10 protein-coding genes are annotated in these 14552 nt (G+C 42.8%); 9 read left to right on the top strand and 1 reads right to left on the bottom strand.

Annotation, left to right across the window (positions count from 1 at the left end; translation table 11 throughout):
* Positions 1-85 precede the first annotated feature (85 nt).
* Positions 86-1105: a GGDEF domain-containing protein gene (locus tag MHM98_RS03050; RefSeq protein ID WP_239437763.1), complete on the top strand. Its 1020-nt coding sequence runs from the start codon at positions 86-88 to the stop codon at positions 1103-1105.
* Between the two features lie 91 nt (positions 1106-1196).
* Here MHM98_RS03050 and MHM98_RS03045 read toward each other — a convergent pair whose 3' ends face one another.
* On the bottom strand, positions 1197-1391 hold the full coding sequence (locus MHM98_RS03045) for a hypothetical protein (RefSeq protein ID WP_239437762.1): 195 nt from the start codon (positions 1389-1391) through the stop codon (positions 1197-1199).
* A gap of 171 nt (positions 1392-1562) precedes the next feature.
* Between MHM98_RS03045 and MHM98_RS03040 the strand changes: the two genes are divergently transcribed.
* The 8 genes from MHM98_RS03040 to mraY all read left to right on the top strand — a co-directional run bounded on the left by MHM98_RS03040 (position 1563) and on the right by mraY (position 14551).
* Positions 1563-6845: a transporter substrate-binding domain-containing protein gene (locus MHM98_RS03040; protein ID WP_239437761.1), complete on the top strand. Its 5283-nt coding sequence runs from the start codon at positions 1563-1565 to the stop codon at positions 6843-6845.
* A 243-nt stretch (positions 6846-7088) separates the two neighbouring features.
* The gene (mraZ, locus tag MHM98_RS03035) at positions 7089-7547 is read left to right on the top strand and encodes a division/cell wall cluster transcriptional repressor MraZ (RefSeq protein WP_239437760.1); all 459 of its coding nucleotides are present in this window, start codon (positions 7089-7091) and stop codon (positions 7545-7547) included.
* A 3-nt stretch (positions 7548-7550) separates the two neighbouring features.
* The gene (rsmH, locus tag MHM98_RS03030; RefSeq protein WP_239437759.1) at positions 7551-8489 is read left to right on the top strand and encodes a 16S rRNA (cytosine(1402)-N(4))-methyltransferase RsmH; all 939 of its coding nucleotides are present in this window, start codon (positions 7551-7553) and stop codon (positions 8487-8489) included.
* 16 nt (positions 8490-8505) lie between these two features.
* On the top strand, positions 8506-8823 hold the full coding sequence (gene ftsL / locus MHM98_RS03025; RefSeq protein ID WP_239437758.1) for a cell division protein FtsL: 318 nt from the start codon (positions 8506-8508) through the stop codon (positions 8821-8823).
* A complete protein-coding gene (locus MHM98_RS03020; RefSeq protein ID WP_239437757.1) occupies positions 8820-10583 on the top strand; it encodes a penicillin-binding transpeptidase domain-containing protein in 1764 nt (587 codons plus the stop codon). Before ftsL ends, MHM98_RS03020 begins: the two co-directional genes overlap by 4 nt.
* A complete protein-coding gene (gene murE / locus MHM98_RS03015) occupies positions 10573-12081 on the top strand; it encodes a UDP-N-acetylmuramoyl-L-alanyl-D-glutamate--2,6-diaminopimelate ligase (protein WP_239437756.1) in 1509 nt (502 codons plus the stop codon). The genes MHM98_RS03020 and murE overlap by 11 nt, the downstream gene beginning before the upstream one ends.
* Positions 12078-13478: a UDP-N-acetylmuramoyl-tripeptide--D-alanyl-D-alanine ligase gene (gene murF, locus MHM98_RS03010; RefSeq protein WP_239437755.1), complete on the top strand. Its 1401-nt coding sequence runs from the start codon at positions 12078-12080 to the stop codon at positions 13476-13478. Before murE ends, murF begins: the two co-directional genes overlap by 4 nt.
* Complete coding sequence (mraY, locus tag MHM98_RS03005; protein ID WP_239437754.1) at positions 13472-14551, top strand: phospho-N-acetylmuramoyl-pentapeptide-transferase; 1080 nt, start codon at positions 13472-13474, stop codon at positions 14549-14551. The genes murF and mraY overlap by 7 nt, the downstream gene beginning before the upstream one ends.
* Position 14552 lies beyond the last annotated feature (1 nt).

Here is a 14552-nt window from a genome sequence, read left to right as displayed (position 1 = left end):
CTATGATAGGGCTATAGTTTTCGCAGAGCGTTGTTTTCTTTGACAGTTGCTGTCGCAGGCGACTGTTTTTTACAGAGAGTTAATTATGAGTGATGATATTTTTGCCGAATCCACCAAACGGCTAAAGAAAGTTGTTCCCTTGATGATGAAACATCATGTGGCGACAACGCCAATGAATTATGCCTTGTGGTATTCCTACGTTGGCAATGATGATCAGCAATTAACTTCTGAGCTTGATGAGTTGTTAAAGAACTATCCTATTTTCCCGCAGGTGCAAGCACAAACCCTATATCGCCGATTCGTTGCCGATGAAATTGAATCTGGTACCTGGAAGATGCGCGAGAGTGTTGAGGCCATGTTATTAGAACTTGGTCAATCGATAAAAGATACTTCAACTGATGCGAGTAAATTCCAAACCACCATTGATAAAACCTTTTCTAATCTTCATCGCGTCGAAGATGAAGGCTGGTCGATTGAAGAGGTTATGGGACTTATCCGTGAGTTAGATGGCGATTCAAAGGCCATACGTAATGCAACGCAGTTTTTTAGCAATAGTTTAGATAAAGCGAAAGAAGAGATTGAGTCGCTTAAGGCGCAGTTGCAACAGAGTCAAAAGCTAGCGTTATACGATTCACTCACCGGTTTACTCAATCGTCATTCATTTGATACTGAATTATCATCGTTACTTAAAAGTGACAATAAAGGGCTATGTCTAATTCTTGCCGATATCGATCATTTCAAGAAATTCAATGATGATTACGGTCATTTATTAGGTGATCAGGTATTAAAGGCAGTAGGGCGTCGTTTACTCGATGCAACGCGCGATGGTGCTATGGCATTTCGATTTGGCGGCGAAGAGTTTGCCATCCTTATTCCTAATAGTGGTTTACGACAAGCAAGACAATATGCAGAAACCTTGCGCAAACTAGTGGATAAACTTACTTTGCGAGATAAGCGAACTACCAAGCTCATCGATCATATTAGTGCCTCTTTTGGCGTCTCTGAGTTTGTTGCTGGGGACAATCTAACCAGCTTTATCGCGCGAGCGGATGATTATTTATACAAAGCGAAAGAGCAAGGACGAAATCGCGTTATGCCGTTATAGGCTAACAGCGATGGCAATTAAAAAGGCGATTGAGCTACTTGTAATAGCGCAATCGCCTTTTTTGATGGGACTCTTTTAATCGCAGTGAGGGCTACACCTTGATATTAATGTGATTCCCCATAGTCGCGGTTGGTGAAGGCAGGTTTGACTGCGCTGGGCTGGAGCTAGCCGCTGCTTCAATTAGAGCTAGCGCCATTTTACCTTCTTGTTGTTGCTGGCTCTTGCTCATAGACGCACTGAGTAATTCTGCGCCTTGTGTGTATTTTCCTGATGAAATTCCGTCCATAACAACCCCTAAAATTAGTTGAGTGAGTATCTTACTATCGGCCGAAGTTTTAAATACTTTAGCATTTTTTTATCCTATTTTTACTTCCCACAAATAATACCTACCTCGGTTGAATAATTAGACTTTTATTCTACTCTTTATAGGGCATCATCACTGACATAGGTTAATGTCTTGCTTAAATTTCTTGTCATCACTTTTACTTTTTTATCGTTTTTGATTAATGGAGCTGCATCGGCGCAGCAAGAGAAAATTTCTGTGGCGATTGATGCCAATTTTGCGCCGTATTCATTCATCGATGATGCAGGAAATCCTCAAGGGTTAATCGTCGATTATTGGCGTTTATGGCAGCAGGATAATCAACACAGTGTTAATTTTATCGCGTTAAATTCTGTTGCAGAACTTAAACAACTCTCCAAAAACGAAGTCGATATAGTTACTGGTCAACTGGTTAACGCAATTCCAGTTGCCCAACGTCAGACTTTGTTCAAACCGTTCATGCGCAATATACAGCTATATAGAGTGCGAAATTACAGCAAACAATCTACTCACCAGACAATTGGTATAGCTGCAGATTCTTTTGGCAAAGCGCAAATTACATCATTACCTCAACACTATGAAAACGTGTTGACTTATCAATCGGTAGCAGATCTATTACAAGCGGCTCAGGAGTATGATGTTGATGCTATTTACGCGGATTCGCTTCGCATTAATTATGCCGATGAACTCAACAGCACATATTTGATTGAAGATGCTATTTCTTTTGATGTTGCCAATGAGCTTTATATGGGAGTGATTGATGCTTCGATGGAGTCTCCGTTTGACTACGTAGATATTGACGAAGATTCACGTCAGCAGCTTTTTCAACGCTATCGAAATTTGGAGGAGCTGACATCATTGACACCAACAGAACGTCATTGGTTAGATAACAATAAAATCAGTGTGGTGGTGAGTGAGCATTGGTATCCCTATAGCTTTTTTACGAGACAGAAAAAGATTATCGGTTATCACACCGAGATGCTCGATTATATTAGCGACAACATGGGCATACAATTTGACCTAAAAACCTATAACAATTGGCAAGATGCATTAGAGCAAGTTGCTCGTGGTGAAATCGACAGCTTAATGGGGGTAACACCTACAGCGCAGCGAGATAGTATGTTTAACTTTTCTGACGTCTATCTATATCGGCCGGCAGAGATATTCACTCACCGAAATAACGAAAATATTGCCACTGTTGACGATATAAGTCGGCGCACGATAGCCGTTTTAGCCGGCGATGCATTGCTAGGATACGTTAAAAAACGCTTTCCTGAAGCCAAGTTATTGTTTGTTAAAAATGATGAAGAAGTAACAGCAGCAGTATTAGATGGTAAAGCTGATGCTGGAATCATGGTTAGTGAAAGCGTTGCCAATAATTTTCACAATGAGCTAAAAATTCTAGAGCAGATTTCCGTTTCTGGAGGCGAGTTCGCGATAGCGACGACCAAGTCGAAAGCAACGGTGTCTTCGATAATGCGTAAGGGAGTAGCTTCTCTGACGCAAAAACAGCGCAAGGCGCTTTTTGACAATTGGTTAGCCGAACCTCCGATGCACGCTTTATTTAATCAACAAGAAATGTCTTTTATTCGACAAAATCCAAGCTTGGTTATTGGTAGTGAAATGTGGCCGCAACTCGTGGGGCAAAAAAACGGCAGCTTTACTGGCGCCTCGGCAACGATTCTAAATGCTATCGCTAGTATGACGGGGATTGAGTTAGTATTAATTCATGATGAACGCGCTAACTTAGTTAAAGCAGTTACTGAAAATCACATGGATTTATCCATTGCTGTAAATCTCGATAATACAATAGCAGGTACGACAGATTTAATATCTCAACCATATTTGACTCTTTTACTTTCTTTGTATTCGAAAGCCCCATTAGCAGACGAAATACTATTGGCACCAAAGCAGTTAGCTATTGCAGTGGATGAACTGCTTTATCGAGTGTTGACATCGTCGATTGAGCAAACACAGATACAATGGACGATAATGAATCATGAGCAGGCTATAAAGGCGTTGGAGCAAGGTCATGTTGACGCAATCTTAACAAGTCCTGCACTTATTCCAGAATCTCAGCGCTCGTCATTTAGCGCGCTTAGGCAAAGTAGTGTGCCAGATTGGCCAGCGTTAAATTTTTCTTTGCACACTAATATTTCAAATTCTTCCTTGCAATCAATACTACAAAAGAGCCTCGGCTACATTAAACGTCCTGTGGAAGGAGTTTCTCAATCATACTTAGAAAAAATAAGTGTGATTGCTAGGAAAGAACCAACTCCATTTTATATGGCCAATGATATTGTAAAGGGGATTAGTCACGACTTGATTCAGAGTGTTCTTAATAGTGCTGATATTGGCGTCGATAATTATAAAATGGCTGACTATAACGTAAGAGAGGAATTTGAGAATAGTCCCCAGTTTGACGCGATGGCGATGGTTGATATTAAGGACGACGGATACTTTTATTCGGATCCTGTCATTAGATATTCTGACGTTGTAGTTACTAAAGCTGAGCGTAATTATTTGATCCAGAGTCTCAGTGATCTAAATGGAAAATCAGTTATTGCTTGGCAAGGTGCCCATAAAGCGCTAGAAGATGAATATCGAAGAATGTATTCATCAGCTAATCGCCCTGATAACTACCGTGAACTGGAAGATCAGCGTCAGCAATTGGAGTTATTAATTGCCAATAAAGTGGACGCAATAGTAATTGATCAAACTATTTTACGCTGGTATATCAATCAAATAGATCCAAACATCGTGAGTGAGTTGGCGATTGAGCACATCATTAGCAGAGACGTACCGCGTTACATGGCTTTTAAAGATAAATCGCTGCGAGATCGTTTTAATGCCAAACTAAAAGTATTCAAAGATTCAGGAAAGTATCAAACCGTAATTAGACGCTATACCCAAGGAGCTATTAGAACTCAACTCAAGCTCACCGATCTCATTGCTAATATGCTGTCAAAGTCCCTAAAAGAAGATGATGATGTAACCATTGAGCTATTGGGAAAGTCCTTTATTAATCTTGATTTTATTGAGGAGCTAACAGTAACCGACAACGATGGTCGTAAATATAAATTTGGTCAACGTAATAACACTGCGCAACATCAATTGAGTCGTGTCGTATTTTTAGACAATAATGTGACTGAATTGGTTGGAGAAGTTGAAGTATGGTTTGCGCCGCGAAAATTGTCATTGGCAATGGCCAACGGCCATGTGATTCCCCACCTAAGTAAATACCGCCACTTAAAAGACTATTCGTTCTATCAAGCTGTGTATCGTCGTTTGGGCTATGCAAAGCAAAATATTCGCTTTACTGAGCAAGAGCTGGCGTTTATTGCACAAGCGCCTGCTATCAAATATACCGATACTAACTGGCGTCCTTTAATATTTGAAAATAACGGTGTTATTAGCGGAATCGTTATCGACTATCTGGCGTTAATTTCGCGAAAAACAGGGCTGACATTTGAATACGTACCATCATCAACATGGGATGAGGCCAAGCAATTATTTGGCTATGGCGTAGTCGATTTATTGCCATCGACGGGTGATGATGAAAATACTATTGGCTTGCAAACTAAGCCCTATGCCAAGTTCAACTTTGCAGTAGTTAAACGAAAATCCAGTGGTTATATCGGTAGTATTCAGGATATTGAGAACGACCGAGTCGTGGCAATAGAAGGATTTACCCCCGCTTCGTTGATTAAAAATCAGTATCCCCATATCGAGCTTGTGTTAGCAAAATCAGCCACTGAAGCTTTGTCTATGGTAAGCCGTGGAGAAGCTGATGCTTTTGTTGGTCACGCGGCTGTTGCTTGGCATCACATTGTGGAGCAGTTTGCTCATCTAACTGTGGTTGGCATTACTGAAAATCATTATGCCCATCGCATGATGGTTCAAGCAGATAATCAGCTTTTGTACGATATTTTATCAAAAGCTGTTGCAGATTTAGATTATGACGAGACGGCACTGATCCGAAATAAGTGGATAGATAAGCAGCAGGTGGCGAAAACCGACTACGAACTCATTATCAAGATAGTATTTGGTTTTAGTTTTCTATTGCTAATAGGCTACTTCTTCACTCGTAAGCTAATGATGAAAAATACGCTGATTGAAAAAACTAATCAGCGTCTGAGCTCTACAATCGATGATTTAACCCATATGCAACAAGCACTGACTGTGAAAACTAAGGCATTGCAGGAGCAAAAAGAAAACTTTGAATCATTGTTCAGTGACGCTACCTTGGGTTCGCTACTCATTCAGTCAGGTCGTATCGTTGACTGTAACAATGCATTAATCGGTTTGCTGGGATATCAAGACAAGAACGATTTACTCTTCCTATCTATTGATGACTTTTCTCCTAAAGAACAGCCAAATGGCGTTAACTCGACTAAGCAAGTGATTCATTATATTAAACAGTGCTTAACAACGGGGACTATGTCATTCGAGTGGTTGTTACTGACTAAAGCCAAAAAAGAGGTGTGGTGTAACGTTGTACTTACGCGAATGAAAATGAACAACTCTGATGTAGTGCACGTGGTTGTTAGTGATATAAGTGATCGTAAAGCTCTCGAACAAGAAATTTTAAATCATAACCTTGCATTACAATCGACCAATAAAGAGTTGGAGAAATCTCTCGCCGATCTTAATACCGCCCAGCGTCAGCTTATTGAATCTGAAAAACTCGCCAGCTTGGGTGAACTCGTTGCTGGTGTGGCCCATGAAATTAACACACCTGTTGGTATTGGCATGACAGGGATCTCGCATTTTTGCAGCATTACAGAGGACATTAATAGTCGTTATAATCAGCAAAAAATGTCGAAAAAGGATTTTGAAAAGTATCTAGAACAAGCTAGCAGTGTCGCTAATTTGGTATTGAGAAATTTAGAGCGCACCGCGCAATTGGTATCCAGCTTCAAGCAAGTCTCTGTCGATCAAACCAGCGAAGAAATGCGCCAGTTCAACATGAAGGAATACATTGAAGAGATCTTGATTAGCTTGAGTAATATTCTAAAGCACACCAATTTAGATATACAGGTTAACTGTGATGACAATTTATTGATCTATAGTTACCCAGGGTCCTTTGCGCAAATCATTTCTAATTTGATCATTAATTCAAACATTCATGGCTACCCTGATAAAGAATCTGGGGTTATAACCGTTGATATTAAATTGCGTGGTAATACCTTGTCTGTTGTATATAAAGATGATGGTAAAGGGATTTCAAAGAAGAGTTTGCCTAAGATCTTCGATCCCTTTTATACCACCAATCGCGAGAATGGCGGCAGTGGTCTCGGGCTTAATATTATCTACAATATTATTACCAGCCAATTGAGCGGTAGCATCAGATGTGAATCCACAGAGGGAGAGGGGGTTACCTTTTTTATTTCTTATCCAGTAGAGCCCGTAAAATAAGCAATTTTAGCGCAAGTTAGTACTTATTTCTGGTGTTGTGCTTGTGCTATAATTCTTACGTTTTTTATCAATTATTTACCCATCAAAAAATACTTTCCTATTAACTTCATACGCTTGCTTAAATTCACAGGAATTAAGGCTTTTGCGCCTTGACGATCGTTGAGCTAATCCATAGAATAAGTTTTTGTGGCATATAGTGTCACAAAGTGGATTTTTAGGGATTATTTAGGAAAACGAACATTTATGTTACGTGGCACAACCGCAATTAACCTCGACGCAAAAGGACGCCTCACGATGCCAATGAGCTATCGTGAACTCGTTACTGTCGATGGTGAAAGTAAGTTGGTGGTCACTATCGATATAAAACGTTCATGTTTAATGCTTTACCCTCTGGCTCAATGGAAACCAATCGAAGATAAACTCTCTCACTTATCGGATTTTGATCCGCAAGAAGCGACTATCAAGAACTTGATTTTAGGTAACGCTAACGACTGTGAAATGGATAAAAACGGCAGAATTTTATTGCCTGCGCCATTGAGAACCCACGCCAACTTAGAAAAAAAATTAATGTTAATAGGGAAAGTGAATAAATTTGAATTGTGGTCACAAGATAATTGGGACGCACAGGTTCAGGCTGATTTGGCCTTGGCTAAATCAATCGATTTTTCACAGTCTTCCCGATTAAAGGAACTGGCACTGTAACTTATGACTCAACAATTTTCCCACATTACTGTGCTGTTAAACGAAGCGGTAGAGGGACTTGCCCTTAAACCCGGTGGAATTTATATCGACGCGACCTTTGGTCGTGGTGGTCACAGCCGTCACTTGTTATCTCAATTAGATGAAACTGGCACCTTGTACGCGATTGACCGCGATCCAACAGCCATCGCTGTGGCTAAAGAATTAGAGCAAGAAGATAGCCGTTTTAAAATTATTCCTGGTCCTTTTTCCGGCTTAGCACAATATGTTGAAGAACTAGAGCTCACTGGAAAAATTGACGGTGTTTTGATGGATCTAGGTGTGTCGTCACCACAGCTTGATGATGCTGAACGCGGCTTTAGTTTTATGCGTGATGGCCCCTTGGATATGCGTATGGATCCAACGTCTGGTCGCAGCGCGGCACAATGGTTAGCACAAGCCGACGTTGATGAAATTAGCTGGGTGATCAAAAACTTTGGTGAAGAGAACTGGGCTGTTCACATTGCTCGCGCCATCGTTAAAGATCGCACGGCAACGCCATTTGAAACCACTAAGCAGTTAGCAGATTTTATTGCTCGCGTTGTCCCTGTTAAAGATAAAAACAAACATCCGGCGACACGAACATTCCAAGCAATTCGCATTTATATCAACAGCGAATTGGAAGAAGTTGAGCAAGCACTGCTTGCTTCTATTGATGTGTTAAAGCCACAAGGGCGTTTATCGGTTATTAGCTTCCATTCGCTTGAAGATCGCATTGTTAAGCGTTTCATTCGTAAACAAAGCAAAGGCGAAGAGGTGCCATTTGGTTTACCTGTGACGGAAGAAGAGCTCAATAAATCGCGCACCTATAAGGCGATTGGTAAAGCAATTAAACCATCGAAAGATGAAATTGCCGAAAATCCACGCTCACGCAGTTCTGTTTTGCGTATCGCAGAGCGACTCTAAAGGGCTGGTGTTATAGATGGCTAATGAGCGGCAAGTTAATTTAACCAAGGTGATATGGCGAGATCTAACCTCGCATCTTTGGTTAGTGCTGCTTGTGGTCAGTGTTTTAGCATCGGCAATCGCTGTGATTTATAGCTCCCATCAAAACAGGCTGTTAATCGGCCATTGGGAAGAGCTAAGAGAAGAGCGCGATAAATTAAAGCTGGAAGCTCGTCATTTGTTACTCGAAGAAATGGCACTCGCAGAGCACAGCAGAATTGAAGAATTAGCGACGCAAAAACTGGGAATGAAACGTCCTGCAACCGAAAAAGAAATAGCGGTGTCAGCAAAATGACCAAACAAGCTAAAGCAAAAAAGAAACCTAGCTTGATCACATGGCGGCTCTATGTGGTGGTTTCCCTTATTATTCTGGTATTTATCGGTATAGCGGCGCGTGCCGCTTTTTTGCAAGTTATTGACTCAGAAAAGCTGCGCCATCAAGGGGATTTACGCTCTAAACGCACCATAGTGTCACAGTCGCATCGCGGTAATATTTTTGATCGCCATGGCACGGCGTTGGCCGTGAGTGTGCCAGTGGAAGTGGTGTGGGCTGAGCCAAATGTTATTCACAAGAACAATGGACTCGAAGATCGCAGACGCTGGGAAGCCCTTGCTGGCGTGTTAGAGCGCCCAGTGGAAAAGCTACTAAAAGCGGTGGAAGATCCCAAGAGACGCTTTGTTTATCTCAAACGCCAAGTCTCACCAGCGCAAGCAGACTACATTAAGCAATTAAAAATTCCCGGTATTTACCTTAAACCATCGTCACGTCGTTACTACCCAACAGGGGAAGTGACTTCGCACGTTGTTGGTTTTACCAATATTGACGATGAAGGTAAAAACGGCATTGAGAAAACCTATGACGATTGGCTCACTGGTGCGCCAATTAAACGCAAGGTTCGCCGCGCCCGCGATGGCATGGTCGTTGAGCGTTTAAATACCGTTGAAGAAGGTGAAAACGCCAACGATGTTGTCACAAGTATCGATCAACGTATTCAAGCGATTGCTTACAAAGAGCTAAAAACCGCCACTGAAAAATATCGCGCTACCTCGGGCTCGGTAATTGTATTAGACGTTCAAACAGGCGAAGTATTGGCCATGGCTAATACACCGTCTTACAATCCGAATAATCGCCGTACCATGAAGCCTTATCGAATGCGCAACCGCGCAATTGCCGATATGTATGAGCCAGGTTCCACGATTAAGCCGTTGGCTGCAATGATGGCGCTCGATTATGGCAAATATGACTTAGATTCTGAGATTGATACAAGCCCTGGTTTTTATCGTTTAGGTGCCAATACTGTTCGTGATTCACGCAATTACGGCAAAATCGATATTAATACTGTTATTGCAAAATCTTCCAATGTTGGCGTCAGTCGCATGGCGCTATCTGTGCCGAAAGAGCATTTACTTAATAGTTATTTTAACTTAGGTTTTGGCTCTGCAACACACATCACGCTGCCAGCGGAAAGCCCTGGGGTATTGAGTGAACGCAGCCGTTGGTCAGACTTTGAAATCGCAACCTTGTCGTTTGGTTATGGCCTAGCGGTGACGCCATTGCAATTAGCGCGCGCTTATTCCGTGATCGCCAATGAAGGAAAACTCAATCCAATTTCTATTTTAAAGCTGGAACAGCCACCACAAGCAGAGCAGGTTATTGAACCTCGAGTTGCCAATGCGATGTTGCAAATGATGGAAGGTGTAACCAAAGATGGCGGTACCGCGGTAAAGGCGCGTATTGGTGGCTATCGCGTAGCGGGCAAAACAGGTACTGCGCGTAAGGCAACAGCTGGCGGTTATGGCGAAGATTACATAGTGTCATTTGCAGGGATCGCCCCCATTGACAACCCGCGCTTGGTGACTGTTGTTATTATCAATGAGCCTAAGGGCGATAAATATTACGGCGGTGATGTCGCGGCACCAGTATTTGCTAAAGTCACTACTGGCGCGTTGCAGCTACTTAATGTCGCGCCGAGTAAAACCGTTGAGTTACCCGTTAAAATCGCTGCAACTAACCAAGGGCAAAGTCCGTTAGTAGGAGGTGTGCATGAGCAATAAAGCGCTTAGTCACCTGCTAGAGGGATATGTAACTAACGAGCAATTAGCAGCCTTAGCGGCGATTGATATTAGTAACATTGGCATCGATTCACGTCTCATTACCACCAATGGTTTATTTGTCGCGCTTAATGGCGCGCAAACTGATGGTCGTTTGTATATCAACAAAGCTATTGAGCTCGGCGCTGTCGCTGTGCTGGTTGATAGTAGCGATAAGGACTTCGATACTTTCGATATTAAGGCGTATTCAGTGCCAGTTATCGCGATAGGTGAATTAGAGATGCAACTGAGTGAGATTGCATCGCGATTCTATGATTATCCGCAGAACGACTTATCTCTAATTGGTATTACTGGTACTAATGGCAAAACCACAGTAAGCCAACTCGTTGGCCAATGGTTAACCTTGTTAGGAAAAACAGCATATTGCATGGGGACCTTGGGGAACGGTTTATATAACGACTTAGCCTATAGCCCTAACACAACTCTTAATGCCGTTGATTTAATTGCCCATTTACACCGCGCAAAACAACTTGGTGCGAGCCATGTGGTGATGGAAGTTTCATCCCATGGTTTAGAGCTTGGCCGTGTAAAAGCCCTTCATTTTGATGTTGCAGCCTTTACCAATCTGACCCAAGACCATTTAGATTTACACGGCACCATGCAGGCGTATGGCGAGGCAAAATACGCGTTATTTACCGACGCATATTCTAAAAAGGTTGTGCTAAATAATGCCGATGAGACAGCTCAGCAGTGGATAGAACGTTGGCGCGCCGATAATCGCTTAGTTGAGCTTACTTGTTTTAACCAAACTAGCGATTTGGCGATCAACAATATTATTGCTGATAACGTGGTATTTGACCATTGTGGCATCAGCGCTTCATTAAGTGTTAATGATAACTCCTATAACCTGCGCTCTAAGCTGCTAGGGGCGTTTAATCTCGATAACATTTTAACCGCTTTTAGTTGCTTGTTAGCTGCTGGTTTTAAGGCCGAGCAGCTATTGGAACATGTTTCTACGCTAAGCCCTGTTGCCGGTCGCATGGAAGTATTTGGTAATGATAAAACGCCAAGCGTTGTTGTTGATTATGCTCATACGCCAGATGCCTTAAAGCAAGCGCTTAAAGCGTTGCGAGTACATTGCAATGGTGAACTCTGGGTAGTCTTTGGTTGTGGTGGTGATCGCGATGCAACAAAGCGCCCATTGATGGCAAGTATCGCCGAGCAGTACGCCGATCGATTAGTGATTACTCAAGATAACTCACGCAGCGAATCACCGTCGTTGATTTTCGCCGATATGCTTGAAGGTATCGAAAGAAAAGAAGATGTGGTTGTTGAGCACGAGCGCACGTTTGCCGTTAAAAGCACCATCGAACGCGCGAAAGTTGGCGATATTGTGTTACTGGCTGGCAAGGGACATGAAGATTATCAGATTTTGCAATGTGGCCGTGTCGATTACGACGAGCGCGCATTAGCACAGAAAACGGTTGAAGAGTTACTATGATTTCACTCTCCCTTTCATACATAGCACAGACACTAGGTTGGCGCCTGATAGGCGAAGATCAACCCCTAGCGTCTTTGTCTACAGATTCACGCCAAGTCGATAAGGGCGATTGTTTTATCGCGCTTTACGGCGATAACTTTGATGCTCATGCCTTCATCGATCAAGTCATTGCGGCTGGCGCAACCTCGCTGATTGTCAGTAAAGTACAACAAGATTGCCCTGTACCTCAGCTCGTGGTTGAAGATACCAGATTAGCACTCGCCCAATTAGCAGCGCTGAACAAATCGTTAGCCGATGTTAAAACTATCGCAATAACAGGCAGTTGTGGCAAAACTACAGTTAAAGAAATGATCAGCGCTATTTTGTCGTTAAAAGGCGAAGTGCTGGCAACACTGGGTAATTTCAACAACGAAATCGGCGCGCCGCTAACGCTGCTTCGATTAGCGCGCGAGCATCAATATGCAGTGATTGAACTTGGTGCTAATCACATTGGTGAGATCGATTTTACCAGCGGTTTAACTAAACCTGATGTCAGTGTAATTACCAATATTGGTGCCGCCCACCTTGAAGGTTTTGGCTCTATCGATGGTGTGGTGACCGCAAAAAGCGAGATTTACAATCATTTAGCGACCAATGGCACTGCGATCTTCGATGCTGATATTCAATACGCCGATAAGTGGCGAGCGAAAAACAGCGATAAACGCGTTGCTTGTTTTAGTGACCAAAGCGCGCTTAATAACCAAGATGATGTATGGGCAACAGAGATTAATGTATTAGCTAATGGCTGCGCGGAGTTTGTGTTAAACACGCAGACTGACCGTCAGCAGATCACTCTGTCAGTTCCTGGCTTACACAATGTAAAAAACGCTTTGGCAGCAGCGGCAGCGACTATTGCCGTCGGCGCTAGTCTTAATGATATCGCGATTGGCTTGGCGTCAATGGCCAATGTTAAAGGCCGATTAAACGTAAATGTGATATCGCCACAATTATCTGTGATCGATGATACGTATAATGCCAACGCAAACTCTATTAAGGCTGCAATTGAAGTATTGGCAAACACTCAAGGACGTAAGATTCTTGTGTTAGGAGAAATGGGCGAGCTAGGTGATTATGCCGTTGAATGCCATCAGTCACTCGGCCCAGTGATTGAAAAAAATAACATCGATTGCTTGATGACGATTGGCGCGCTAAGCCAGCATTATGGCCACCAATACAGTGGTCAGCATCAGCATTTTGATAATAAAGAGGCGCTCTATCAAGCGCTTGAACAAGATATTGTAAGCCAAGAAAACCAGCGCATTACCGTGTTGGTGAAGGGATCGCGCAGTGCCACGATGGAAACCGTGGTGGAGTTTATTAAGAATAATAAAAATATTGGAGTACCAGCGCAATGCTAGTTTGGTTAACCGACTACCTGACGCAATATGTCAGTGGTTTTAACATTTTTTCATACCTGACCTTTAGAAGTATTTTAGCGATCCTCACCTCGTTAATGTTCTCGCTGTGGATGGGACCAAAACTGATTCGCTATCTGCAAAATATGCAGATTGGACAGACGGTGCGCGACGATGGCCCGCAGTCTCACTTAAGCAAATCCGGTACACCAACCATGGGCGGTATCCTGATTTTGGCTTCTATCGCACTAAGCACACTGCTATGGGCAGATCTTTCTAATCACTACGTATTAGTGACGCTCTTTGTGTTATTGAGCTTTGGTTTAGTGGGCTTTGTTGATGATTATCGCAAGGTTATCCGCAAAGACTCAGCCGGACTAATAGCGCGTTGGAAGTATTTTTGGCAATCGGCCATTGCATTAGGGGTCGCGTTTTATTTGTATGCTGTGTCACAGCCAAATGAAACAGTGCTAGTGGTTCCTTTCTTTAAAGATGTATTACCGCAACTCGGTTTACTCTACATCGCACTGGTTTATTTTACGGTGGTGGGTTCATCCAACGCGGTAAATCTAACCGATGGCTTAGACGGTCTGGCGATAGTACCAACCATTATGGTGGCGGGTGCATTAGGCTTGATTGCTTATATCAGCGGTAACGTTAATTTCTCAGCTTATCTGCATTTACCACACCTGCCATTGGCGAGTGAATTGACTGTTGTCTGTCTTGCTATTTTCGGTGCAGGCTTGGGCTTCCTATGGTTTAACACTTATCCAGCGCAAGTGTTTATGGGAGATGTGGGCTCATTAGCGCTAGGTGCGTGTTTAGGCATTATTGCCGTATTGGTGCGCCAAGAAATTTTATTAGTGATTATGGGGGGCGTGTTCGTGATGGAAACGCTGTCGGTAATTCTTCAGGTGGGCAGTTACAAACTGCGTGGCCAACGCATTTTCCGCATGGCACCAATTCATCATCACTACGAATTAAAAGGTTGGCCAGAGCCTCGCGTTATCGTGCGTTTCTGGATTATCTCGCTGGTAATGGTACTCGTTGGCTTAGCTACCTTGAAAATTAGGTAAG

The organism is Psychrobium sp. MM17-31, from assembly GCF_022347785.1.
In the GTDB taxonomy this organism is placed as follows: domain Bacteria; phylum Pseudomonadota; class Gammaproteobacteria; order Enterobacterales; family Psychrobiaceae; genus Psychrobium.
Note: the sequence above shows the minus strand (reverse complement) of the source record. Positions and strands in the feature narration are given on the sequence as shown.

Coding starts and splice junctions, on each gene's coding strand:
- MHM98_RS03045 (WP_239437762.1), bottom strand. CDS start 1,391: ATGGACGGAATTTCATCAGGAAAATACACACAAGGCGCAGAATTACTC.
- ftsL (WP_239437758.1), top strand. CDS start 8,506: ATGGCTAATGAGCGGCAAGTTAATTTAACCAAGGTGATATGGCGAGAT.
- MHM98_RS03020 (WP_239437757.1), top strand. CDS start 8,820: ATGACCAAACAAGCTAAAGCAAAAAAGAAACCTAGCTTGATCACATGG.
- murE (WP_239437756.1), top strand. CDS start 10,573: ATGAGCAATAAAGCGCTTAGTCACCTGCTAGAGGGATATGTAACTAAC.
- mraY (WP_239437754.1), top strand. CDS start 13,472: ATGCTAGTTTGGTTAACCGACTACCTGACGCAATATGTCAGTGGTTTT.
- mraZ (WP_239437760.1), top strand. CDS start 7,089: ATGTTACGTGGCACAACCGCAATTAACCTCGACGCAAAAGGACGCCTC.
- MHM98_RS03050 (WP_239437763.1), top strand. CDS start 86: ATGAGTGATGATATTTTTGCCGAATCCACCAAACGGCTAAAGAAAGTT.
- rsmH (WP_239437759.1), top strand. CDS start 7,551: ATGACTCAACAATTTTCCCACATTACTGTGCTGTTAAACGAAGCGGTA.
- murF (WP_239437755.1), top strand. CDS start 12,078: ATGATTTCACTCTCCCTTTCATACATAGCACAGACACTAGGTTGGCGC.